Origin of the sequence: Pseudomonas paraglycinae (assembly GCF_021601625.1) — a bacterium.
Classification (GTDB): domain Bacteria; phylum Pseudomonadota; class Gammaproteobacteria; order Pseudomonadales; family Pseudomonadaceae; genus Aquipseudomonas; species Aquipseudomonas paraglycinae.
Map to the genome: position 1 here is coordinate 76313 of NZ_BQHR01000019.1, position 22142 is coordinate 98454.

The window sequence follows — 22142 nt, forward strand, 5'->3', positions numbered from 1 at the left end:
GGAGAGGGGACCGATTGGGGGATATTCAAGAGATTCACCGAATTGAACGAATGTCTTTGAATCCATAATCGACCCAATCTTTCAAGTCGATGTATAGCGCAAGACACTTCGGTCAGTCCCCTCTCCCTCCGGGAGAGGGTTAGGGTGAGGGGCTTTTGATCTTCAGTTGAACTCGTCACCCACCGGATACCGGCTCGCATTCAAACTCTCTTTGATCTTGCGCAAATGCGGCTGGAAATCCACCCCGCGACGCAGCGTCATCCCCGTCGCCAGTACATCCAGCACGGTCAACTGAATGATCCGCGAGGTCATCGGCATGTAGATGTCGGTGTCTTCCGGCAGCGGAATATTCAGGCTCAGCGTACTGGCCTTCGCCAGTGGCGAATTCTCTGCCGTCAGGCCCAGTACCGAAGCGCCGTTCTCCCGGGCGATGCGCGCCACTTCCACCAGTTCGCGGGTGCGGCCGGTGTAGGAAATGATCACGAACAGCTCGCCGGTGTGCGCCACCGAAGCAATCATCCGTTGCATCAGCACGTCGGCGTGGGCGGTGACCGCCAGGTTGAAACGGAAGAATTTGTGCTGCGCATCCAAAGCTACCGGGGCGGATGCGCCGAGGCCGAAGAAGTGGATCTGCCGGGCCTGGATCAACAGGTCGACGGCGCGGCTGATCAGATTCGGGTCCAGCGCCTGGCAAGCGCTGTCCAAAGACGCGATCGCACTGCCGAAAATCTTCTGCGTGTAGGCCTCGGGGTTGTCGTCGGCTTCTACTGCGCGGCTGACATACGCCGCGCCGCTGGCCAGGCTCTGGGCCAGTTGCAGCTTGAGTTCGGGGTAGCCGCTGACGCCGAACGAACGGCAGAAACGGTTGACCGTCGGTTCACTGACCGACGCCGCCTGGGCGAGGGCGGCGATGCTGAAGCGGGTGGCCTGCTGTGGGTTGAGCAGGATCACTTCGGCGACTTTGCGTTCGGCCTTGTTCAGCTCTTCAAGGCGACTCTGGATCTGTTCCAGTAAATTTCGCACGCGGTCCATAAGAATTCCTAGATTCACCGACGCCGATAAGCGCGCGGCTATGCAAATTGGGCCTTTGATGTGGCCCGTGACGGTGGCCTATCCTACTGATGGCTCCGACCGACCACCACTCGGAATCTGTATTTTGCGAAAATGTTGTGGTTATTACTACATTTTCCCTTGAGTGATGCCTTGAAAAAAGGTATTTGTAGCTTAACTTGATAAAAGAACAAACATCATGCCTTCGATTACGGTTGAACCGTGCACCTTCGCCTTGTTCGGCGCCTTGGGCGATCTGGCCCTGCGCAAGCTGTTTCCTGCCCTTTATCACCTTGATGGCGCCGGCCTGCTGCACGAGGACACGCGCATTATCGCACTGGCCCGTGAGGCGGGCACCGAGCAGCAGCACCTGGCGTTCATCGCCGCGGAGTTGCGCCGTTACGTGGGCAAGGAACTGGACGAGGCCGTGGCCGAGCGCTTTCTGGCGCGTCTGACCTACCTGCACGTCGACTTCCTCAAGGCTGAAGATTATGTGGCGCTGGCCGAACTGGCCGGCAGCACGCAACGCATGATTGCCTACTTCGCCACCCCGGCGGCGGTGTACGGCGCGATCTGCGAGAACCTGGCGAACGTCGGTCTGGCGGAAAACACCCGCGTGGTGCTGGAAAAGCCGATCGGTTCCGACCTGGAATCCTCGCGCAAGGTCAACGACGCCGTGGCGCAGTTCTTCCCGGAGAACCGCACCTACCGCATCGACCACTACCTGGGCAAAGAGACCGTTCAGAACCTGATCGCCCTGCGTTTCGCCAACAGCCTGTTCGAAACCCAGTGGAACCAGAACTACATCTCCCACGTGGAAATCACCGTGGCCGAGAAGGTCGGCATCGAAGGCCGCTGGGGTTACTTCGACAAGGCCGGTCAGCTGCGGGACATGATCCAGAACCACCTGCTGCAACTGCTCTGCCTGATCGCCATGGATCCGCCGGCCGATCTGTCCGCCGACAGCATCCGTGATGAAAAAGTGAAAGTGCTCAAAGCCCTGGCGCCGATCAGTCCGGAAGGCCTGACCACGCAAGTGGTGCGCGGCCAGTACATCGCCGGGCACAGCGAAGGCAAGTCCGTGCCGGGCTACCTTGAAGAGCCGAATTCCAACGCCCAGAGCGACACCGAAACCTTCGTTGCCCTGCGTGCCGACATCCGCAACTGGCGCTGGGCCGGCGTGCCGTTCTACCTGCGTACCGGCAAGCGCATGCCGCAAAAACTGTCGCAGATCGTCATCCACTTCAAGGAACCGTCGCACTACATCTTCGCCCCCGAGCAGCGCCTGCAGATCAGCAATAAACTGATCATCCGCCTGCAACCGGACGAAGGTATTTCCTTGCGCGTGATGACCAAAGAGCAAGGCCTGGACAAGGGCATGCAACTGCGCAGCGGCCCGCTGCAACTGAATTTTTCCGACACCTGGCGCAGCGCTCGGATCCCCGATGCCTACGAGCGGTTGTTGCTGGAAGTGATGAACGGCAATCAGAACCTGTTTGTCCGTAAAGATGAAATCGAAGCCGCGTGGAAATGGTGTGACCAGCTGATCGCCGGGTGGAAAAAATCCGGTGACGCGCCCAAGCCGTATGCGGCCGGGTCGTGGGGGCCGATGAGCTCCATTGCCTTGATCACGCGGGACGGGAGGTCGTGGTATGGCGATATCTGATGTGAAATTGCCCGAGGGCGTGAATGCCCGCGAATTCAAGAGCCCGGTGCTGCTCGCCGAAGGCCTGGCGCTGAATGTCGCCAAGCAATTGAGCGAAGCGCTGGCGGCACGTGGCAACGCCGTGTTGGTGGTGTCCGGCGGTCGTAGCCCGGTGGCGTTTTTCCAGCACCTGGCCAAGCAGGAACTGGACTGGTCGAAGGTCGTCGTGACTCTGGCTGACGAGCGCTGGGTACCGGTCGAACATGCCGACAGCAATGCCGGTCTGCTCAAGCAGTATCTGCTCAAGGGCCCGGCGGCCAAGGCGCAGTTCCTCAGCCTCTACAGCGCGGCGGCCAACGTCGAGCAGGCTGCGGAGCAGGCCGATCGTTTGCTCGCCGAGTTGCCGCCGATCGACGTGCTGGTGTTGGGCATGGGCGATGACGGTCACACCGCGTCGCTGTTCCCGGACAGCCCGAACCTGGCCAAAGCCCTGCAAGCCGACGGCACCCGTCGCTGCTGGCCGATGCTCGCGCCAAGCGTGCCGCGTCAGCGCCTGACCATGAGCCGCGCACTGCTGGCCTCGGCCCGGCACAAGATTCTGTCGATTTCCGGTCAGTCGAAACTGACCACCCTGAATGCCGCACTGGCATCCAACGACGTCGCCGCCATGCCGGTTCGCGCGTTTCTGCAACCTACGTTAGAGATTTACTGGTGCCCATGAGCCAAGGAACAGCCGCTATGAAAACCCCATCCCCGACCGTTTCCATGGCGGACAAAGTTGCCCTGATCGACAGCCTCTGCGCCAAGGCGCGGATCCTGCCGGTGATTACCATCGCCCGTGAACAGGACGTGCTGCCGCTGGCCGACGCCCTGGCCGCCGGTGGTCTGACCGCGCTGGAAGTGACCCTGCGTTCGCAGTTCGGCCTCAAGGCGATCCAGATCCTTCGCGAACAGCGCCCGGAACTGGTGACCGGTGCCGGCACCGTGCTCGACCGCAACATGCTGGCTGCGGCCGAAGCCGCCGGTTCGCAATTCATCGTCACTCCGGGCATCACCCGTGACCTGCTGGAAGCCAGCGTCGAAAGCCCGATCCCGCTGCTGCCGGGCATCAGCAATGCCTCCGGCATCATGGAAGGTTATGGCCTGGGTTATCGCCGCTTCAAGCTGTTCCCGGCGGAAGTCAGCGGCGGCGTGGCTGCAATCAAGGCACTCGGCGGCCCGTTCGGCGAAGTGAAATTCTGCCCGACCGGCGGCGTCGGCCCTGCCAACATCAAGAGCTACATGGCGCTGAAAAACGTCATGTGCGTGGGCGGTAGCTGGATGCTCGATCCTGAGTGGATCAAGAACGGCGACTGGGCCCGTATTCAGGAATGCACCGCCGAGGCGTTGGCGCTGCTGGACTGATCGCTTCACCCGACACTTCGTTGTGTGTTCTACGGCTTTACGGTGCGCTTGGTCGGTGCACCGTTTTTTTTTGCCCGTAAAAAACTTCGTTATCTGGAGATACGTTATTTGGAGATACATAGTTACCGCACCTGGCTGCGCGCGTGGCGTTAACCTGCGTTCATCTTAAGGAAGAGAGAACGCGTCATGGATAACCAGCCTTCAGCTCCATCGGTTTATCAACTGGCCCCCGAGCAAGTCGCCGGGCCGTATTTCCGCAATCCCAAACTGCTGCGCCGCAACATCAGTGAAGGCGCCGAAGGCCTGCCGCTGTTGCTGCGCCTGACCATCGTCGATGCCATGACCGCCGAGCCGGTCAGCGGTGCGCTGGTGGATATCTGGCACTGCAACGCACGCGGCGCGTATTCCGGCTGGAGTCGGGTGAACCCGGATCTGGAAGTCGACGTCGAGGACATTGGCGCGATCCCGCGAACCGACGACGACACCTATCTGCGCGGCGGCCAGTTCAGCGACCACAAGGGCAGGGTGCGCTTCACCACGATCTATCCGGGTTTCTATGCCGGGCGAGCGCTGCACATTCACGTGGCGGTACGCATCGTTGCCGGCAATGAGTACCTCGAGGAGCGCAACGTGGCCTGGGTCGGGCAGCTTTATTTTCCGGAGATGGTGTCCCGTGGCGTGCTCAATGCCAAGGCCTATCGCGGGCGCAGCTCGCTGCCGGTGTGCAACACCGACGATGCCTATTACGCCAACATGGGCGGTGAAGAGTCGACCCTGACGGTGTGGCCGATCAGCCGCGATTCGCACGAGGACGGTTACTTCGGCCACCTCACGATCGGCATCGACACCTTTGCTGTGTCGTCGCAGATCAAGCCCGAGGACTTCGACAAGTACACGGTTTAACGCAGTTCGTTCAGCGCCTGAATCAGCGACTGAATCTCCGCCGCCGTGGTGGTCAGCGACGGCGTGACACGGATGCACGGCCCGCAGGCTGCGCCGTTGCGCACGACAGTGAACAGGTCGTAGTCGTTGAGCAGGCGTTCGACCATCGCCTGCTGGTCGGCATGACGGGTAAAGCGCAGAGAGGTGATGCCGCAGTACAGGCGCGGATCGTCCGGGGTCGTGACTTCGATGCCCGGCAGATTGCGCACGGCGCTGACCCACAGGTTGCGCAGGTAATTCACCCGCGCGCCTTTGGCGGCCGCGCCACCCAGTGCGCGGTGTTCCTCGAACACCAGTGGCAAGGTCATCAGCGCCGGAATGTTCGGCGTGCTGTAAGGCGTGCGCGAACGGATGTCGCCAGCCGAAAAATGCATCTCGCCCATGTCCGGATCGATGTCGGCCAGGCGCTGTGGAGCGATGTAGATAAAGCCGAGGGTCAGCGGCGAGCCGATCCACTTGTGCAGGTTGTACCCGGCGAAGGCGATGCCGAGCGCTTCCAGGTCGAACTCGATCTGACCAAGGGCATGGGCGCCATCGAGGATGATATCGACGCCGTGCTCCTTGGCCAGCGACGCAATGGCCTGCACCGGCATCACCAGCCCGGTGCGGTGGGTGACGTGGGTCAGCGCCATCAGCTTGAGCTTCGGATAGCGGATGAAGGCTTCGCGGTAAGTCGCCAGCAGGCTGTCGAAGGTGGCGGGGTGGGCGTGCTCGATCTCGATCACCTCGACCCCGCGATGCTTTGCCAGCCAGCGCATGGCGCCCTTGACCGTGTCGTACTCCAGATCGCAGATCAGCACCTGGTCGCCAAACTGCAGACGGTTGTAGTTGCGGATCAGCGATTGCAGGCCGGCAGTGGCGTTGTGGGTGAACGCCACGCTTTGCGCGCGGACGCCGATCAGCTCGGCCAGTTGCGCGCGGATGTCGAGGCTGTCGTGCTGCTCGAAACGCTGTCGCACGTAGATCGAGTTGCTGTTGTTGATCAGCTCGATGTTGCGCTGGTACTCCTCGACCACCGTGCGCGACATGCGCCCGAAGTAGCCATTCTCCAGATTCACGGGGCCGGGGTGGCGGTCGTAACGGTCGGCGAAGGTTTGCCAGAAGGCTTCGTCTCGGGCACGGCGGGTGTTATCGGGCATGGTCGACTCGACTCGGATCAGGGTGACGCCTTAGTGGCGTGGGGCAGGTTTGCCGTGTTTGGCGCGCAGCGGTTCGAGCAGTTCCGACAGGCCGTTGTGATCGATTTCCTGCATCAATGCCAACAGCCCGCCCAGTTCGCCATGGGGAAATCCTTCCCGGGCAAACCAGTTCAGGTAGGGGCCCGGCAGGTCGGCAATGATCCGGCCCTTGTATTTGCCGAAGGGCATTTCGCGGGTGATCAGCAGTTCGAGCTTTTCAGGGTTCATCGTTGGAATCGTCTGGCTTTGAAAACACTTCGGAAAATACAGGCATTCTGCATGCAGGCCAAATGACAGATCATGCAAATAACAGGCATACAGATTTTCGTTTTATTTATAAGTTATTGAAAATTAACGATTAATTTCTTTTCGAAAAGCTGGCATGACCACTGCAATACTCCTTGCATCTTTCACCCACGCAAGGAATTGAAAAATGACTGACATGAATAAAGAAGCCATCTCCGTCCTCAACGACCTGATCGAAACCAGCAAGGACGGTCAGGAAGGCTTCAAGACCTGCGCTGAAGACATCAAGCACCCAGAGCTGAAAACCCTGTTCGTGAAACGCTCCGCCGATTGCGCAACGGCTGCGGCCGAGCTGCAAGCCGCGGTGCGTTCGATGGGTGGCGATCCGGAAACCTCGACCAGTGTCAGCGGTGATTTGCACCGTCGCTGGGTCGACGTCAAAGCGATGTTCACCGGCAAAGATGAAGAAGCGGTGCTCAACGAAGCCGAGCGCGGTGAAGACCACGCCCTGAAGGCTTATCGTGAAGCGATCGAGAAGATCAACAAGCACAACCTGGTCGGCATTCGTGATCTGGTCGAACGCCAGTACCACGGCGTACAACGCAATCACGATCAGGTGAAGGCGCTGCGTAACCAGGCTCGCGCACGCTCGTAAGCGTTCGAAGCCCACAAAAAACGCCAGCTGGTCTGGCGTTTTTTTGTGTCCGGATTTAACCGAGGACGATCAGCCGATGCTGATGGCCGGCAACGTCGGCAGGGTAACAGTCTGCTGCTTGCGCGGCGCCAGAATTTCGGCCTCGCCATCTACTACCAGCTCATCGCGCTGGTTGAATACGCGAGTGGCGATGCGCACGCGGAACTTCGGCAGTTTCTCGAGGATTTCCAGGCGCACGGTCAGGGTGTCGCCGATCTTCACCGGCTTCTGGAAGCTCATCTGCTGGCCGATATAAATGGTGCCCGGTCCTGGCAGCTCGCAAGCCACTGCCGCACTGATCAGCGCGCCGCTGAACATGCCGTGGGCGATGCGTTCCTTGAACATGCTGGCGGCGGCGAACTCGGCGTCCAGGTGCACCGGGTTATGGTCGCCGGACATCGCGGCGAACAGCTGAATGTCGCGTTCCTCGACAGTCTTGCTGTAGCTCGCGGTCTGGCCCACTTCGAGGGCTTCGTAAGGGATATTGGTAACCTGGGTCATGGGTCTGAATTCCTGTGACGGATGAAATGAATCCACAAAAAATTATTCGCTGCGGTGCGGCCGGCGATGGCTCAGGGCCTGGTCGATCCAGACCAGCACATCGGCGGTCACTTCGTCGCGGTTGCTCTCGTTGAACAATTCGTGCCGCGCCTGCGGGTAGATCTTGAGTTGCAGGTTCTGGCTGCCGGCCGCGCGCAAGGCGTTGGCCAGATCAGTCAGACGCTTGCCTTCGCTCACCGGATCACATTCGCCGCCGATCACCAGCAGCGGCAGGCCCGGATCGATCTGGGCGAGATTGGACGCTTTGCTGATTTGCTGCAACCCGCCGAGCAAGTCGATCCATAGTTGATTTGTGCAGCGAAAGCCACACAGCGGGTCGGTGGCGTACTTGTCGACCTCGGCCGGGTCGCGACTCAGCCAGTCAAACGCGGTGCGCGCCGGTTTGAATTTATTGTTGAACGAGCCGAACGACAGCCATTCGATCAGCGCGCTGCGACCCTTGGCGCCCTGGCGCAGCTTTTCGAACCGGGCGATCTGCCGGGCCGCGCGATACAGCGCAACCGGCTGGAAATTCGAGCCACTGAGAATCGCGCCATGCAGGCTGGCGCTGTGATGCAGCAGATAAGCCTGGGCGATGTAGCTGCCCATGCTGTGCCCGAGCAGCACGATCGGCACCCCCGGATGGCGCTGGCCGATGTGCTGGTTGAGGCTGGCCAGATCACCGACCACCTTGCACCAGCCATCGTCATCGGCGAAATGCCCCAGCGTCCCATGATCGGCGGTTTTGCCATGGCCGCGCTGGTCGGGCGCGTACACGCCGTAGCCTTCAGCACAGAATGCTTCTGCCAGCCTTGCATAGCGGGCACTGTGTTCTGCCATGCCGTGGGCCAGCAGAATCACCGCCTTCAGCGGCGCGTTCGGCAGCCACAGGTTGACGTAGAGGCGGCTGCGGTCACTCGCGTCCAGCCAGAAGGTGTCGTGGATCATGGCGATTCCTTTTGCGGCCTGTTTTTGCTCAAGCGTCGTGCAGAGGTTGCATTGTATAGCGCGTCCGATCAGCTCATGCCACGGCAGGAAGATTCACACGATCAATGACGACCTTGCCCATATTTGCCTGATTGACCATAGCTGCTAGTGTCCGTGAAGCCCCGCTTTTTGCTCTCGACTTTTTCAGGGACAGAAAGAAATGACAGCGAAGCGGCCCCGGATCGGCTCAGGTAAAGAGGACAAGAACAATGCAACCTGATTTCTGGAATGACAAACGCCCGGCGGGCGTACCCCTGGACATCGACGCGGGTGAGTTCAAGTCGGTGATCGAGGTGTTCGAGCGTTCCTGCAAGAAATTCGCTGATCGCCCGGCGTTCAGCAACATGGGCGTGACCCTGACCTATGCCGAGCTGGAGCGCCAGAGCGCCGCGTTCGCCGGTTATCTGCAAGCCCACACCGACCTGGTGCCGGGGGATCGCATCGCGGTGCAGATGCCCAACGTCCTGCATTATCCGATTGCCGTGTTCGGCGCCTTGCGTGCCGGGCTGATCGTGGTCAACACCAACCCGCTGTACACCGCGCGGGAGATGCGTCACCAGTTCAAGGACTCCGGCGCCCGGGCGCTGGTGTACCTGAACATGTTCGGTCAGAAGGTTCAGGAAGTGCTGCCGGACACCGACATCCAGTACTTGATCGAAGCGAAGATGGGCGACCTGATGCCCACCGCCAAGGGCTGGCTGGTCAACACCGTGGTCAGCAAAGTGAAGAAAATGGTCCCGGCGTATTCGCTGCCCCAGGCGATTTCCTTCAAGAGCGCGTTGCGCATGGGCCGGGGCCTGGGCATCAAGCCGTTGAAGGTCGGCCTGGATGACATCGCCGTTCTGCAATACACCGGCGGCACCACCGGCCTGGCCAAGGGCGCGATGCTCACCCACGGCAATCTGGTGGCGAACATGCAGCAGGTGCGTGCCTGTCTCGGTCAGTTCGGCAGCGACGGCCAGCCGTTGTTGCGCGAAGGGCAGGAGGTGATGATCGCGCCGCTGCCGCTCTACCACATCTATGCGTTCACCGCGAATTGCATGTGCATGATGGTGTCGGGCAATCACAACGTACTGATCACCAACCCGCGTGACATCGGCGGCTTCATCAAGGAGCTGAAGAACTGGAAGTTCTCGGCGCTGCTGGGGCTCAACACCCTGTTCGTCGCGTTGATGGATCACCCGGACTTCAAGACACTGGACTTCTCCACCCTCAAGCTCACCAACTCCGGCGGCACCGCGCTGGTCAAGGCCACCGCCGAGCGCTGGGAGCAGATCACCGGTTGCCGGATCACCGAAGGCTACGGTCTGACCGAAACCTCGCCGGTGGCCTGCACCAACCCGTACGGCGAGCTGTCGCGGATCGGCACGGTCGGCCTGCCAGTGCCGGGCACCCGCTTGAAAGTCATCAATGACGACGGCGTCGAGCAGCCGCTGGGCGAGCGCGGCGAGTTGTGCATCAAGGGCCCGCAGATCATGAAGGGCTACTGGAACAAGCCCGAGGCCACCGCCGAAGTGCTGGATGCCGAGGGCTGGTTCAAGTCCGGCGACATCGCGGTAATCGACCCGGACGGTTTCGTGCGCATCGTCGACCGCAAGAAGGACATGATCATCGTCTCGGGTTTCAACGTGTACCCGAACGAAATCGAAGATGTGGTGATGGCTCACCCGAAAGTCGCCAACTGCGCAGTGATCGGCGTGCCGGATGAGCGTTCCGGTGAGGCGGTGAAGCTGTTTGTGGTGGCGCGGGAAACCGGGGTGAGCCTGGAAGAGCTGAAGGCTTACTGCAAAGAGAATTTCACGGCGTACAAGGTGCCGAAACACATCGTGCTGCGTGAGTCGTTGCCGATGACGCCCGTCGGGAAAATCCTGCGCAGAGAGTTGCGCGATATCGCCTGATCGGTGATGCGTACCCGTTGAGCACGAAAGATCGCAGTCTCTGGCGGCTACCTCAAGCTGCGGGAGGCTGCGATTTTTGCTTTCTATCCGCGACGTTGTCCCCGAAAACCGGGACTTTCAAGGTGTTATAGGATTTTTGCTCTAAAATGACTGCCAGTAGTTCTTGAGTCATTAAAATGACTGTAGGGGCCGCTTTTGGCTCTAGTCGACCCTTGGCAAAGCTGCTACTCTCGGCGCGCTTTGTGACTTCTCGGCCTTGTAAAAAGCCAGACTCACCAATAAACAAACACCAATAATAATCGCATCAAATGCGGTGCTGAATTCGCGTTGCTGAGGAGTGGGCTTCCATGATCGAAGACTTTTGGAAGGATAAGTACCCCGCTGGAATTGCTGCCGACATCAATCCAGACGAGTACCCGAATATTCAGGCAGTGTTGAAGCAATCCTGCCAACGCTTCGCCGACAAACCGGCGTTCAGCAACCTGGGCAAGACCATCACCTACGGTGAACTGTACGAGTTGTCCGGTGCGTTTGCCGCTTATCTGCAACAGCATACCGATTTGCAGCCCGGTGATCGAATCGCCGTGCAACTGCCTAATGTGTTGCAGTACCCGGTCGCCGTCTTCGGTGCCATTCGCGCCGGGCTGATCGTGGTCAACACCAACCCGCTGTATACCGCGCGGGAAATGGAACACCAATTCAACGACTCCGGTGCCAAGGCGCTGGTGTGCCTGGCGAACATGGCGCACCTGGCCGAAGCCGTGGTGCCGAAAACCGGCGTCAAGCACGTCATCGTCACCGAAGTCGCCGACCTGCTGCCGCCGATCAAGCGCCTGCTGATCAACAGCGTCATCAAGTACGTGAAGAAAATGGTTCCGGCCTATCACCTGCCAAAAGCCGTCAAGTTCAACGACGTGCTGAGCAAGGGCCAGGGCCAGCCGGTCGCCGAAGCCAACCCGGACAGCGGCGACGTCGCGGTGCTGCAATACACCGGCGGCACCACCGGCGTGGCCAAGGGCGCGATGCTCACCCATCGCAACCTCGTCGCCAACATGCTGCAGTGCAAGGCGCTGATGGGCTCCAACCTCAATGAAGGTTGCGAGATCCTGATCACCCCGCTGCCGCTGTACCACATCTATGCGTTCACCTTTCATTGCATGGCGATGATGCTGATCGGCAACCACAACATCCTGATCAGCAACCCGCGCGACCTGCCGGCGATGGTCAAGGAACTGTCGAAGTGGAAGTTCAGTGGCTTCGTTGGCCTCAACACGCTGTTCGTGGCCCTGTGCAACAACGAAGGTTTCCGCAAGCTGGATTTCTCGGCGCTGAAAGTCACCCTGTCCGGCGGCATGGCCCTGCAACTGGCCGCGGCCGAGCGCTGGAAAGCGGTCACCGGTTGCCCGATCTGCGAGGGTTACGGCATGACCGAAACCAGCCCGGTGGCCACGGTCAACCCGATCCAGAACATCCAGATCGGCACCATCGGCATTCCGGTGCCGTCGACCCTGTGCAAAGTCATCGACGATGCCGGTGTCGAGCAGCCGCTGGGCGAAATCGGCGAGCTGTGCGTCAAGGGCCCGCAAGTGATGAAGGGTTACTGGCAGCGTCAGGAAGCCACCGATGAAATGCTCGACAGCGAAGGCTGGCTGAAAACCGGTGACATCGCGCTGATCCAGCCGGACGGCTACATGCGCATCGTCGATCGCAAGAAAGACATGATTCTGGTGTCCGGTTTCAACGTGTATCCGAACGAACTGGAAGACGTGCTGGCGGCCCTGCCGGGCGTGTTGCAGTGCGCAGCCATCGGCGTTCCGGACGAGAAGTCCGGCGAGGCGATCAAGATCTTCATCGTCGCCAAACCGGGTGTCACGCTGACCAAGGAACAGGTGATGGAGCACATGCGCGCCAATGTCACCGGCTACAAGGTGCCGCGTTCCGTTGAGTTCCGCGATGCGTTGCCGACCACCAACGTCGGCAAGATCCTGCGTCGCGAACTGCGCGACGAAGAGCTGAAGAAGATCAAGGCGAAAAGCGCCGCATAAAACAGAAAGCCCCGCAGATGCGGGGCTTTTTGTTGGTGCAGAGCAGGGCCTGGATTATGCGGTGAACCTGCCCCTCACCCCAGCCCTCTCCCGAGGGAGAGGGAGCCGATCGGGGGGGCTGTTCAAAACCCGAGTTCGGCTCGATATCTCAGGTCGACGTACCTTGTCCAATCACCTCGGTCGGTCCCCTCTCCCTCTGGGAGAGGGCTAGGGTGAGGGGGGAGGGGCCCCCGAAATCTTACTGGCGGAACGGCGCGAAGTTCACATTGGTGCCCGCCGGACGCATGTCCTGCAGGTACGAGTCCTTGTCGGCGCTCAGTTCCAGGCTCAGGGCTGCCTTGCGTTTGCCTTCATTGCGGATCACCAGGCCTTCGAGCTTTTCGCGCAGGAACACGGTCGGCACTTTCAGGTGCAGCAGTTCGTCGGTGGCCGGGGTGTGCATCAACAGGTGAATCCACTCGTACTGACCGATGGCCAGGCGCGACACCGGCAAGTCGAACCACCAGATGTTGCGGTTGCGGTTCAGTTCGGCGAAGTGGCAGTTGTTGGTGCCGAGCACGGCACCGCCCAGTTCCTGGTTGCGACGGGCGATGGCCTGCTTTTTATCGAGTTTCATAACATTCCTGCGGGATCGGTTCTGTGGCGCATGGCGCCCTTATGGTGGGCATTCTCGGGGGTACGCTCGCAAACATAAAGCCCAACCTGCACGCCGCGACGAAATGAAGCCGTGAAAATAAATGAAACTTGGCGCAAACCGGGCCAGTCAATCATTACGTACTGACTTTCCCCGTTAATGTTCCAAGGAGAATCACCATGGGTAGCACGAGCGATAAAGTGAAAGGCATGGCCAACGAAGCCGTCGGCAACATCAAGCAAGGTGTCGGCAAAGCCACCGACAACACCAAACTGCAGGCCGAAGGCAAAGTGCAAGAGAAGAAAGGCGAGGCCCAGCAAGCGGTGGGCAAAGCCAAGGACGCGGTCAAGAAAGGCGTCGACAAGGCTTGATAGAGCCTTGAACGAAACAACGAAGCGGCCATCCAAGGATGGCCGTTTTCGTGTCCCGTTCATATGCGGTCACGGATCACAGTGTTTCAAAGTCGCCAAGTAAGCTACTTTGATGAGAGAAAAACGGCCCCTGAGTCGCCACGACTTCAACCTGTTTTGCGGCGAAAGGAGACGCGAATGATTTTTCCCGACATGAAAGGTCTGCCCCTGCACCGGGTGATGGTGCGCACGGTCACTGAATTCGTCGACGACGAGATGTCGACCTATGCCTCGGCACTGGCCTACCAGATGCTGTTCTCGCTGTTCCCGTTCATTCTGTTTCTTATTGCCCTGATCGGTTTCCTGCACCTGCCGGACTTCTTCTCCTGGTTGCGCCTGCAATCGGAGCTGGTGTTGCCGCCCCAGGCGCTGGAGCAGGTCAACCCGGTGATCGATCAGTTGCAGCAATCCAAGGGCGGCCTGCTTTCGGTGGGTATCGTCATCGCCCTGTACACCGCGTCCGCCGGCGTGCGCCTGATGATGAGCGCGATGAACGCCGCCTACGACGTGGTCGAGGGCCGGCCCCTGTGGAAGCGCTTCCCGCTGTCGATCATCTACACCGTCGGCATCGCCGGCATGTTGCTGGTGGCCGCGGCGCTGATGGTGCTCGGGCCGCAGGTGATGGGCTGGATCGCCGCGCAGGTCGGGCTGGAAGAAGTCATCGTCACCTTGTGGACGATCGCCCGCTGGCCGGTGATCGTGATCCTGATGATGGTGGCCGTGGCGCTGATCTACTACGTGATGCCAGACGTCAAACAGGAGTTTCGCTTCATCACCCCGGGTTCGGTGCTGGCGGTGGTGGTGTGGATCATCGCGTCCCTGGGGTTCGCGTTCTACGTCAAGACATTCGCCAACTACAACGCCATGTATGGCAGCATCGGTGCGATCATCGTGCTGTTGCTGTATTTCTACATTTCCGCCGCCGTGTTGCTGCTCGGCGCGGAGATGAATGCGGTAATCGAACATATGTCCAGCGAGGGCAAGGATTCGGGCGAGAAAGTCCCCGGCGAACTCGATGAACATCCCAAACAACACGTTTCCGGCCTAGGGCGCGATCACTCGCTCAAGCCGAACACTGACGAAGCCTGATCATGATCCGTGAAATCCTGAAGATGGGCGACGAACGCCTGCTGCGCATCGCCCCGCCAGTGCCCGCCGAAATGCTCGACAGCCCGGAACTATGGCAACTGATCGACGACATGTTCCAGACCATGGAAAGCGTCGGCGGGGTCGGCCTGGCCGCGCCGCAGATCGGTGTCGACCTGCAACTGGTGATCTTCGGTTTCGAGCACAGCGAACGCTACCCGGACGCCGAAGCGGTGCCGCAGACGATCCTGATCAACCCGCTGATCACGCCGCTCAGTCCGCTGATGGAAGAGGGTTTTGAGGGCTGCCTGTCGGTGCCTGGCCTGCGGGGCGCGGTGGATCGTTATCAGCAGATTCGTTACGAAGGCGTGGATCCGAAGGGCGAGCCGATTGTGCGTGTGGCCTCGGGATTCCATGCGCGGGTGGTGCAGCATGAGTGCGATCACCTGATTGGGCGGCTGTACCCGTCGCGCATTACCGATTTCAGCAAGTTCGGTTTCACCGAAGTGATGTTCCCGGACCTCGATCCCAACGCCGATGACTGACTAGTCCGCGCGCGGTGCCAGCTCCATGGCAATCATCGGCTTGCTCCGCGCATAACGGCTCAAGCGCTCGGCCATGGCTTGGGGCAGGGCGGGGTCGAAAGTGAAGCCGCGCCGCTCGTAGAAACCGCGCAAGTCCGGGTGGCAGAACAGCCATACCGGCGCCTCGACACCCTTCACTGCTTCGGCAATCAACTGCGCGGCGATGCCTTGCTCACGGTAGGCCGGATCAACAAACAGTCCGGTCAGCCAATGCCCGCCGAACACCGGTCGCAGACACAGCGCCGCCACGATTTCCTCCCGCCGCGCCACCCACAATTGCGCCTCGCGCACCGCTTTCATCGACGATTGATGCTGGCGGTAGAACTTGTTCATCAAGGGCCAGGACAGGTCGTCGAGCTGGCTGTAACGGATGTCGGTCATGAATCGGACTGCCGGTGCAAAAGCCGCGGATTATAAAACAACGTGCCCGCCGGGATAGGTGTATACCTGATCTCACATCCCCTCTGAGTGGAGTACGCATCATGTCCAAAGGTATGGATTCGAAGAAAGCCGCGAAGAAGAAACCGGCCAAGACCGCCATCGAAAAACGCCACGAGAAAAGGGCGAAGAAAGTCGACATCTTTGGCCATTGATCACGCCGTTCGGGAGCCCGGATCCGGGCTCCTGTCTTGTCCTTGAAAACAGACTGAAAAAATAAACTGCAAGAATTTCCGTTGTCGTTGCACAGAAGGAATGGACTCCTTTTCCGAGCAACGCCATGGCCCATTACTTTGACGATCAGCATCGTCAGCAAATCGAAACCCTGCGCCAGCGCTTCACCGCCCGCACCGAGTGGCCGACCTGGCTGCTGCTGGTCGGCGTGTACGGCGGCTGGTTTGCGATTGTGCTGGGCAGCGAATGGCTTGGCCTCTGGTGGAGCACGCTGCTGCTGATTCCGTTGCTGGTGTTGTGGCTGTCGGCTCAGCACGAATTGCTCCACGGACATCCGACGCGCTGGACCTTCGTCAACAAAGTCCTCGGCTATGCACCATTCGCGGTGTGGTATCCGTACACGCTCTATCGCGACAGCCATTTGCAGCACCATCGCGATGAGGACCTGACGATTCCCGGCGTCGATCCCGAAAGCCGTTATCTGAGCGCCGAACGCTGGCAGGGCAGTTCGCTGTTCGAACGCAGCCTGCACTGGCTGAACAAAACCGTATTGGGCCGCTTCATTCTTGGCGCGCCGCTGGCGTTGCTGGCGCTGGCCGGCGAAGAACTGCAACGCCTGAAAAACCGTGAACGCCAGGCCTGGCTGATGTGGCTGACCCACGGCGCCCTGACCGTGCTGATGCTGTTTTTCATCGCCCGCTACAGCGTGTTGCCGATCTGGCATTACCTGTTTTTGATCAGCGTGCCGGCGCTGTCGATCGCGATGATCCGCTCCTACTATGAACACCGGCCGCACACGCAACCGGAGCAGCGCACGGTGCTCAACGAAGCCGGATGGCCGTGGCGCTGGCTGTTCCTGAACCTGAATTTCCATCTGGTGCACCACGATTTGCCGAAGCTTTCGTGGTACGACTTGCCCGAGGCCTACCGCATGCGCCGGGAACAATGGGTGGCGCGCAGCGGCGGATTTCTGGTGCAAGGTTATGGGCAACTGTGGCGCCGGCACGGCATCAAGCCGATCGACAGCCCGCAGCATCCGTTTATTTGAGGCGACCATGACGTCAGGTTACGCAGAGCTGTTGATGTACATCGCACCCGAGCCGATCCGCGCGGCGAACGAGCAGTGGCTGGCGCGGATCCTTGAACACCTCGGCCGTTCGCGGCTTGATGCCGACGGTCAGTCGTTGCTCGAACTCTGGCGCTCGCCTGAGTTGCTGCTGACCCAGACCTGCGGCTATCCGCTGATGACCGCGCTGCGTGGGCAGGTGAGGATTGTCGGCCGTCCGCGCTACGAATTGCCGGACGCCAGCGCCGGCAATCATTGCAGCCTGATCCTCGCCCGCGCCGATGATCCACGCCGCAGCCTGGCGGAGTTCTTCGACAGTCGCGGGGTGATCAACAGCGAAGACTCCAACAGCGGCATGAACCTGTTGCGTCAGCGTCTGGCGCCGTTGCACCGGGACGGCCAGTTTTTCGCCTCGGTCGGCATCAGTGGCGGTCACCGCGAAAGCCTGCTTTGGTTGCGCGAAGACCGTGCCGATCTGGCGGCCATCGACAGCGTGACCTTTGCGTACCTGGCGCAGTACGCCGCCGAAGAGGTCAGCGGATTGCGAGTGGTAGCGCGCAGCGCGTTCAGTCCGACATTGCCCTTCATCACTTCGGCCAGCACGACTGACGGACAGATCGAACACCTGCGCCGGGCCATGAACCGCAGTCTTCAAGACCTGCCCGATGTGGCCCGCACCCTCGGTTTGCCCGAAGTATTGCCCGCCAGCGAAAGCGATTACCTCGTCTTGCTGGATTACCAGCGCGAGGCCGAAGAACTGGGTTATGGCCGCTTGCGTTAGCGACTTCTTGTAATTCACTAATGGAATATAAAAATTCTTTTTAAGTATTTTTAACGCATAAGGCACCTTGCTAGGATCGCGCCACCGGACGACCGGACATTCAGCGACCCTTTACCAAGGAGCCCCCATGTCCGGCGCCGACTCATCCCATCGCAATCATGTGAACACGTTGTTTCGCGACCACTACCAGTGGTTGTGCACACGTCTGCGTCGGCAATCGAATGATGCGGCCACGGCCGAAGACATCGCCGCCGAAACCTTCGCGCAACTGCTCGAAGCCCCCGGCCTGACCGCCATCCGCGAACCCCGCGCCTTGCTCACCACCATCGCCCAACGTCTGCTGTATGAGCGCTGGCGGCGGGGCGATCTGGAGCGTCGGCATCTGCACCAACTGCAACAAGGTGACCTCGATCACGCGCCGTCTCCCGAAGAACTCGCCGACCTGTCGCAGAGCCTCAAGCACCTGGACCGGACACTCCGGCGCCTGCCAGGCAAGGTGCGCTCGACCTTTCTGCTGGCGCGCATCGACGGCCTGACCTACCCGCAAATCGCTGCCGAACTGGGCATCTCCCAGCGTTCGGTGAGCCTGTACATGACCCGTTCCCAGGCCCTGTGCAACCGCCATAGCGCCAACCAAACCCTGATTTCCTCCCAGAACAAGAGGTCCGCATGAGATCGATCAAAACCCTGCTCGGCAGTTCGCTGCTGGCCCTGACCCTGACTGCCGGGCACGTCGTGGCAGCGGAAAAAACCGCGCCGATCCACTTCGGCGACATCACCTGGGAAAGCGGCAGCTTCATCACCGAAGTGCTGCGCCTGATCGTCGAAAAAGGCTACGGCTACCCGACGGACACGCTGCCGGGCAGCACCGTCAGCCTGGAAGCGGCGCTGGCGAAAAACGATATTCAAGTGATCGGCGAAGAGTGGGCCGGGCGCAGTCCGGCGTGGGTCAAGGCTGCCGCCGAGGGCAAAGTGTTCGGCCTCGGTGACACGGTGAAGGGCGCCACCGAGGGTTGGTGGGTGCCGGAGTACGTGATCAAGGGCGATCCCGAGCGCGGGATCAAACCGCTGGCACCGGAGCTGAAATCGGTGGCCGACCTGCCGCGCTACAAGGATGTGTTCAAGGACCCGGAAGACCCGAGCCGTGGGCGCTTCCTCAACAGCCCGACCGGCTGGACCTCGGAAATCGTCAACAGCCAGAAGCTCAAGGCGTATGCGCTGAACGACACCTTCGTCAACTTCCGCACCGGCTCCGGCGCGGCGCTGGATGCCGAGGTGGCGTCGTCGATCAAGCGCGGCAAACCGGTGCTGTTCTACTACTGGTCGCCGACGCCACTGCTCGGTCGCTTCAAACTGGTGAAGCTGGAAGAGCCGCCGTTCGACGCCGAAGCCTGGAAAACCCTGGCCGACGCCAACAACCCCAACCCGAAAGGCACCCGCTCGATGCCGGCGAGCCTGGCGATTGGCGTGTCGGCGCCGTTCAAGGCGCAGTATCCGGAGCTGGTGACGTTCTTTGAGAAAGTCGATTTGCCGATCGATCTGCTGAACCAGACCCTGGCCGGGATGAGCGAGAAACGCCAGCAACCACGGCAGGTGGCCGAGGCGTTCCTGCGCGATCAGCCGCAAGTGTGGAAGCCTTGGGTGCCGGGTGATGTGGCAAACAAGGTGAGCGGGAGTCTGTAGTTCGTTTCTGATATTTCTGTAGTGCTGCACCGATACCATCGCGGGCAATCCCGCTCCCACAAGGTTCTGCGCGATGTTCAAGCCTGCGTGGTACCTGTGGGAGCGTGGCTTGCCCGCGATGGCGTTCGACCAGACAAAACTTTTTTGCGCTGAACCGTTTCTCGTCCGCTTCCTGTCCGAATTCCCTCAGTACTGGCCGACTAGTGGCCTTGCGCAAGGCTTCGTGCTGTCTATGCTCATTCATAACTAACTATGTCGAACGCCATCCAATGCGCTACGACCGCTAGCGGTTACCGATCTCAAAGCTGCCAGAGTGCGCAATCCAAGGCACCGACACTTGACCGACAAGGAGCTGTTTTTTAAATGGAAGTTCTTCTGCATGTTAGGAATGGCCCGCCCGCGGGCTATCAAGAGAAGGATGTCTTGATTAGAGCGTCGTCGCATGGACTCTCCGATTAATCATCGTTTATCACCTGACAACTTCCTCCCGTGGAGGAAGGCGTGTGCCTGTTCTGTGGAACGTAGTGGTGGATTCTGAAAGACCTGAACTTTCATCAAATCAAAAGAACGCGCGGAAGGTGATCGAGACATGTTCAACCTACATCACAAGGCTGATCTGCAGGAAATCGAACGTTTCAGTTGTGCCCTGACCGAAGCCAACGCCAAGTTGGAGGCGATCAGCCGTTCGATGGCAATGATCGAATTCACCCCCGAGGGCATCGTGCTGGATGCCAATGACAACTTCTGCAAGACCATGGGCTACAGCGCCGAAGAAGTGCGTGGCAAACATCACCGGATTTTTTGTGAAGAAGAATTTTATCGCAGCGAGGAATACGCCAAGTTGTGGCGTGACCTGGCCCGTGGCGAACCCATCAGCGGGACTTTCCTGCGCTTGAACAAAAGCGGTCGGGAGATCTGGCTCGAAGCCAGTTACATGCCGGTGTATGGCCCGGACAAACAGGTCCGCAGTGTGATCAAAGTGGCGTCGGACATAACGGCGCGCGTGAACAAGGAAAAGGAAGAAGAAAGCATGCTCGCTGCCATCGGCCGGTCGATGGCAGTGATCGAGTTCACTCCGGAAGGCAATGTGATCACGGCCAACGACAACTTCCTCAAGACCATGCAGTACTCGCTCAACGAAATCGTCGGTCATCACCACAGTCTGTTCTGTCACCGGGTTGAAGCCGAGTCTGCGCAATACAAGGCCTTCTGGGCATCGCTCAATCGCGGCGAATATCACTCGCACCGCTTCGAGCGCAAGAACAAGTCCGGTCAGACCGTTTACCTCGAAGCCTCGTACAACCCGCTGTTCGACGCCAAGGGCCGGTTGTACAAAGTGGTGAAGTTCGCCAGCGACATCACTCACCAGATGACCACCTTGCAGACCGCTGCGGAATCGGCCCACAGCACTTCGGTACAAAACGACGCCTGCGCGCAAAAAGGCTCACAGGTCGTGCAGCAAACGGTGCAGATCATTCAGGACATTTCCCGCGACCTCAACGAAGCGGCGCTGAGCATCGATGCAGTCAGCAAGCAGTCGGACATCATCGGCACCATCGTTCAGACCATTCGCGGGATCGCCGACCAGACCAACCTGCTGGCGCTCAACGCGGCCATCGAGGCGGCGCGGGCGGGCGAGCACGGGCGTGGTTTTGCGGTGGTGGCGGACGAGGTTCGCAGCCTCGCGGCGCGGACCAGCCAAGCGACCCTGGAGATCGTCGACGTGGTGCGCAAGAACCACGAGTTGTCATTGAGCGCAGTGTCGAGCATGCAGTCGAGCCTGAGCCGCACCGGGCTCGGGGTGGAACTGGCGAACGAGGCGGGCGACGCGATCCGGGAGATTCAGCAGGGCTCGCGGCATGTGGTGGATGCGATCAGTCAATTCAACGAGACGTTGCAGTTGAATTGACGGTTTCACGGCTGAAAAAAAGGATCCCCGTGGGGATCCTTTTTTATTGCGCCGCTGCGCAGCGTGATGCGGGTCAGAGCGAAGCGAGGAACTTGTCTGCCGACTCGTCGCTGATCTTCGCCGAGTTGGCGTCTTGCTTGTTCTGCTTCTCCGCTTCGGCCAGCTTCATCTTGTCTTGCAGGCGTTCGGCGATCTCTTTGCCGATGGCCAGTTGTTTCTCCGGCGGCATGGCTTTGATGTCGTCTTCGGTCAGGCCCATCTCCTTGAGGATACTGTCGCGCAGACGCTGTTCCGGCGTTTTGCTCATGTAGTCCTTGAACTCGTCCAGGGCCGATGAGCCTGTGGATTTGGTCTGCGAAGTATCGGAGGTTTGCAGGGCGACTCGGGTCTTGGCGAACGCTTCGTCGACATTGTCGCTGATGCGTGTGGCTTCGCTGACTTGCTGGGTCGCCAGTTGGGTGGCCGATTCTTGCACTTTGACGGTGGCTTCGGCGGTTTGCGCCTGGGCCTGGTTTTGCAGGGTCTGCAGCATCGCGCCATGCAGTCCGCCTTGCAGACCGGCCGCTGCGGTGGTGGTTGCATCGTCATTCAGATGCTTGGGCAGGTGGATGAGTTGCTGTTGTTTTGCACTGACCAACATGATGAAAGGACCTGTAGGTAATGACTGTCAGTCCTACGCCAGCAAATACCGTGCCTTTCGAAAAAGTCATTTTATTTCAGTTGTTTGGGTTCAAGCATAACCCGATGA

At 60.0% G+C, this 22142-nt stretch carries 22 protein-coding genes and 2 pseudogenes; 16 read left to right on the forward strand and 8 right to left on the reverse strand.

Going from position 1 to position 22142, the window contains the following annotated elements:
- Positions 1 to 162: 162 nt before the first annotated feature.
- The gene (locus tag L6D82_RS24020; RefSeq protein ID WP_169842436.1) at positions 163 to 1023 is read right to left on the reverse strand and encodes a MurR/RpiR family transcriptional regulator; all 861 of its coding nucleotides are present in this window, start codon (positions 1021 to 1023) and stop codon (positions 163 to 165) included.
- Between the two features lie 226 nt (positions 1024 to 1249).
- On the opposite strand from L6D82_RS24020, the gene zwf reads away from it, so the two are divergent.
- The 4 genes from zwf to L6D82_RS24040 all read left to right on the forward strand — a co-directional run bounded on the left by zwf (position 1250) and on the right by L6D82_RS24040 (position 5002).
- A complete protein-coding gene (gene zwf, locus L6D82_RS24025) occupies positions 1250 to 2716 on the forward strand; it encodes a glucose-6-phosphate dehydrogenase (RefSeq protein ID WP_011335604.1) in 1467 nt (488 codons plus the stop codon).
- Complete coding sequence (pgl, locus tag L6D82_RS24030) at positions 2703 to 3416, forward strand: 6-phosphogluconolactonase (protein WP_236191805.1); 714 nt, start codon at positions 2703 to 2705, stop codon at positions 3414 to 3416. The genes zwf and pgl overlap by 14 nt, the downstream gene beginning before the upstream one ends.
- A gap of 17 nt (positions 3417 to 3433) precedes the next feature.
- Positions 3434 to 4099: a bifunctional 4-hydroxy-2-oxoglutarate aldolase/2-dehydro-3-deoxy-phosphogluconate aldolase gene (locus L6D82_RS24035; protein ID WP_064383724.1), complete on the forward strand. Its 666-nt coding sequence runs from the start codon at positions 3434 to 3436 to the stop codon at positions 4097 to 4099.
- Between the two features lie 186 nt (positions 4100 to 4285).
- Complete coding sequence (locus L6D82_RS24040; protein WP_085745180.1) at positions 4286 to 5002, forward strand: intradiol ring-cleavage dioxygenase; 717 nt, start codon at positions 4286 to 4288, stop codon at positions 5000 to 5002.
- On the opposite strand, the gene L6D82_RS24045 is transcribed toward L6D82_RS24040, so the two are convergent.
- Both L6D82_RS24045 and L6D82_RS24050 read right to left on the reverse strand, forming a co-directional pair.
- Positions 4999 to 6180 (reverse strand): aminotransferase class V-fold PLP-dependent enzyme, encoded by a 1182-nt coding sequence (locus tag L6D82_RS24045; protein ID WP_236191806.1) that lies wholly within the window; start codon positions 6178 to 6180, stop codon positions 4999 to 5001. The genes L6D82_RS24040 and L6D82_RS24045 overlap by 4 nt on opposite strands.
- 30 nt (positions 6181 to 6210) lie before the next feature.
- Positions 6211 to 6447, reverse strand: coding sequence for a DUF3820 family protein (locus L6D82_RS24050; protein WP_003213031.1), 237 nt, complete (start codon positions 6445 to 6447; stop codon positions 6211 to 6213).
- A gap of 205 nt (positions 6448 to 6652) precedes the next feature.
- On the opposite strand from L6D82_RS24050, the gene L6D82_RS24055 reads away from it, so the two are divergent.
- The gene (locus tag L6D82_RS24055; RefSeq protein ID WP_007951153.1) at positions 6653 to 7120 is read left to right on the forward strand and encodes a PA2169 family four-helix-bundle protein; all 468 of its coding nucleotides are present in this window, start codon (positions 6653 to 6655) and stop codon (positions 7118 to 7120) included.
- 69 nt (positions 7121 to 7189) lie between these two features.
- On the opposite strand, the gene L6D82_RS24060 is transcribed toward L6D82_RS24055, so the two are convergent.
- Both L6D82_RS24060 and L6D82_RS24065 read right to left on the reverse strand, forming a co-directional pair.
- Positions 7190 to 7660 carry a MaoC family dehydratase gene (locus L6D82_RS24060; RefSeq protein ID WP_003227420.1) on the reverse strand — a complete coding sequence of 157 codons (471 nt, stop codon included), beginning with the start codon at positions 7658 to 7660 and terminating at the stop codon, positions 7190 to 7192.
- Between the two features lie 42 nt (positions 7661 to 7702).
- Positions 7703 to 8647 (reverse strand): alpha/beta hydrolase, encoded by a 945-nt coding sequence (locus L6D82_RS24065; RefSeq protein ID WP_221533973.1) that lies wholly within the window; start codon positions 8645 to 8647, stop codon positions 7703 to 7705.
- Positions 8648 to 8895: 248 nt separating this feature from the next.
- Between L6D82_RS24065 and fadD2 the strand changes: the two genes are divergently transcribed.
- Positions 8896 to 10584, forward strand: a complete 1689-nt coding sequence (gene fadD2 / locus L6D82_RS24070; protein ID WP_236191807.1) for a long-chain-fatty-acid--CoA ligase FadD2 — start codon at positions 8896 to 8898, stop codon at positions 10582 to 10584.
- 347 nt (positions 10585 to 10931) lie between these two features.
- Positions 10932 to 12629, forward strand: coding sequence for a long-chain-fatty-acid--CoA ligase FadD1 (gene fadD1 / locus L6D82_RS24075; protein ID WP_064598913.1), 1698 nt, complete (start codon positions 10932 to 10934; stop codon positions 12627 to 12629).
- Positions 12630 to 12867: 238 nt separating this feature from the next.
- Here fadD1 and L6D82_RS24080 read toward each other — a convergent pair whose 3' ends face one another.
- Positions 12868 to 13245: a hypothetical protein gene (locus L6D82_RS24080; RefSeq protein WP_007951149.1), complete on the reverse strand. Its 378-nt coding sequence runs from the start codon at positions 13243 to 13245 to the stop codon at positions 12868 to 12870.
- A gap of 197 nt (positions 13246 to 13442) precedes the next feature.
- Between L6D82_RS24080 and L6D82_RS24085 the strand changes: the two genes are divergently transcribed.
- The 3 genes from L6D82_RS24085 to def all read left to right on the forward strand — a co-directional run bounded on the left by L6D82_RS24085 (position 13443) and on the right by def (position 15304).
- Complete coding sequence (locus tag L6D82_RS24085) at positions 13443 to 13634, forward strand: CsbD family protein (RefSeq protein WP_102687273.1); 192 nt, start codon at positions 13443 to 13445, stop codon at positions 13632 to 13634.
- Between the two features lie 177 nt (positions 13635 to 13811).
- Positions 13812 to 14762 carry a YihY/virulence factor BrkB family protein gene (locus L6D82_RS24090; RefSeq protein ID WP_039766115.1) on the forward strand — a complete coding sequence of 317 codons (951 nt, stop codon included), beginning with the start codon at positions 13812 to 13814 and terminating at the stop codon, positions 14760 to 14762.
- 2 nt (positions 14763 to 14764) lie between these two features.
- On the forward strand, positions 14765 to 15304 hold the full coding sequence (gene def / locus L6D82_RS24095) for a peptide deformylase (RefSeq protein WP_007951144.1): 540 nt from the start codon (positions 14765 to 14767) through the stop codon (positions 15302 to 15304).
- Here the strand turns inward: def and L6D82_RS24100 are convergent, their stop codons facing one another.
- Positions 15305 to 15724: a GNAT family N-acetyltransferase gene (locus L6D82_RS24100; protein WP_236191808.1), complete on the reverse strand. Its 420-nt coding sequence runs from the start codon at positions 15722 to 15724 to the stop codon at positions 15305 to 15307.
- A gap of 337 nt (positions 15725 to 16061) precedes the next feature.
- Between L6D82_RS24100 and L6D82_RS24105 the strand changes: the two genes are divergently transcribed.
- The 6 genes and pseudogenes from L6D82_RS24105 to L6D82_RS28770 form a co-directional block, all read left to right on the forward strand.
- Entirely contained in the window at positions 16062 to 17003 is a 942-nt protein-coding gene (locus L6D82_RS24105; RefSeq protein ID WP_236191809.1) for a fatty acid desaturase, read from the forward strand.
- A gap of 7 nt (positions 17004 to 17010) precedes the next feature.
- On the forward strand, positions 17011 to 17802 hold the full coding sequence (locus L6D82_RS24110) for a phosphate/phosphite/phosphonate ABC transporter substrate-binding protein (RefSeq protein WP_085745172.1): 792 nt from the start codon (positions 17011 to 17013) through the stop codon (positions 17800 to 17802).
- 127 nt (positions 17803 to 17929) lie between these two features.
- Positions 17930 to 18475, forward strand: coding sequence for a sigma-70 family RNA polymerase sigma factor (locus L6D82_RS24115; RefSeq protein WP_085745171.1), 546 nt, complete (start codon positions 17930 to 17932; stop codon positions 18473 to 18475).
- Positions 18472 to 19485: an ABC transporter substrate-binding protein gene (locus L6D82_RS24120; RefSeq protein WP_085745170.1), complete on the forward strand. Its 1014-nt coding sequence runs from the start codon at positions 18472 to 18474 to the stop codon at positions 19483 to 19485. Before L6D82_RS24115 ends, L6D82_RS24120 begins: the two co-directional genes overlap by 4 nt.
- A gap of 589 nt (positions 19486 to 20074) precedes the next feature.
- Positions 20075 to 20845: pseudogene (locus L6D82_RS28765) on the forward strand (PAS domain-containing protein); the annotation flags it as partial.
- Positions 20846 to 20965: 120 nt separating this feature from the next.
- Positions 20966 to 21394: pseudogene (locus L6D82_RS28770) on the forward strand (methyl-accepting chemotaxis protein); the annotation flags it as partial.
- A 73-nt stretch (positions 21395 to 21467) separates the two neighbouring features.
- Here L6D82_RS28770 and L6D82_RS24130 read toward each other — a convergent pair.
- On the reverse strand, positions 21468 to 22034 hold the full coding sequence (locus L6D82_RS24130) for a hypothetical protein (protein ID WP_236191811.1): 567 nt from the start codon (positions 22032 to 22034) through the stop codon (positions 21468 to 21470).
- Positions 22035 to 22142 lie beyond the last annotated feature (108 nt).

Coding starts and splice junctions, on each gene's coding strand:
- zwf (WP_011335604.1), top strand. CDS start 1,250: ATGCCTTCGATTACGGTTGAACCGTGCACCTTCGCCTTGTTCGGCGCC.
- pgl (WP_236191805.1), top strand. CDS start 2,703: ATGGCGATATCTGATGTGAAATTGCCCGAGGGCGTGAATGCCCGCGAA.
- L6D82_RS24035 (WP_064383724.1), top strand. CDS start 3,434: ATGAAAACCCCATCCCCGACCGTTTCCATGGCGGACAAAGTTGCCCTG.
- L6D82_RS24040 (WP_085745180.1), top strand. CDS start 4,286: ATGGATAACCAGCCTTCAGCTCCATCGGTTTATCAACTGGCCCCCGAG.
- L6D82_RS24045 (WP_236191806.1), bottom strand. CDS start 6,180: ATGCCCGATAACACCCGCCGTGCCCGAGACGAAGCCTTCTGGCAAACC.
- L6D82_RS24050 (WP_003213031.1), bottom strand. CDS start 6,447: ATGAACCCTGAAAAGCTCGAACTGCTGATCACCCGCGAAATGCCCTTC.
- L6D82_RS24055 (WP_007951153.1), top strand. CDS start 6,653: ATGACTGACATGAATAAAGAAGCCATCTCCGTCCTCAACGACCTGATC.
- L6D82_RS24060 (WP_003227420.1), bottom strand. CDS start 7,660: ATGACCCAGGTTACCAATATCCCTTACGAAGCCCTCGAAGTGGGCCAG.
- L6D82_RS24065 (WP_221533973.1), bottom strand. CDS start 8,647: ATGATCCACGACACCTTCTGGCTGGACGCGAGTGACCGCAGCCGCCTC.
- fadD2 (WP_236191807.1), top strand. CDS start 8,896: ATGCAACCTGATTTCTGGAATGACAAACGCCCGGCGGGCGTACCCCTG.
- fadD1 (WP_064598913.1), top strand. CDS start 10,932: ATGATCGAAGACTTTTGGAAGGATAAGTACCCCGCTGGAATTGCTGCC.
- L6D82_RS24080 (WP_007951149.1), bottom strand. CDS start 13,245: ATGAAACTCGATAAAAAGCAGGCCATCGCCCGTCGCAACCAGGAACTG.
- L6D82_RS24085 (WP_102687273.1), top strand. CDS start 13,443: ATGGGTAGCACGAGCGATAAAGTGAAAGGCATGGCCAACGAAGCCGTC.
- L6D82_RS24090 (WP_039766115.1), top strand. CDS start 13,812: ATGATTTTTCCCGACATGAAAGGTCTGCCCCTGCACCGGGTGATGGTG.
- def (WP_007951144.1), top strand. CDS start 14,765: ATGATCCGTGAAATCCTGAAGATGGGCGACGAACGCCTGCTGCGCATC.
- L6D82_RS24100 (WP_236191808.1), bottom strand. CDS start 15,724: ATGACCGACATCCGTTACAGCCAGCTCGACGACCTGTCCTGGCCCTTG.
- L6D82_RS24105 (WP_236191809.1), top strand. CDS start 16,062: ATGGCCCATTACTTTGACGATCAGCATCGTCAGCAAATCGAAACCCTG.
- L6D82_RS24110 (WP_085745172.1), top strand. CDS start 17,011: ATGACGTCAGGTTACGCAGAGCTGTTGATGTACATCGCACCCGAGCCG.
- L6D82_RS24115 (WP_085745171.1), top strand. CDS start 17,930: ATGTCCGGCGCCGACTCATCCCATCGCAATCATGTGAACACGTTGTTT.
- L6D82_RS24120 (WP_085745170.1), top strand. CDS start 18,472: ATGAGATCGATCAAAACCCTGCTCGGCAGTTCGCTGCTGGCCCTGACC.
- L6D82_RS24130 (WP_236191811.1), bottom strand. CDS start 22,034: ATGTTGGTCAGTGCAAAACAACAGCAACTCATCCACCTGCCCAAGCAT.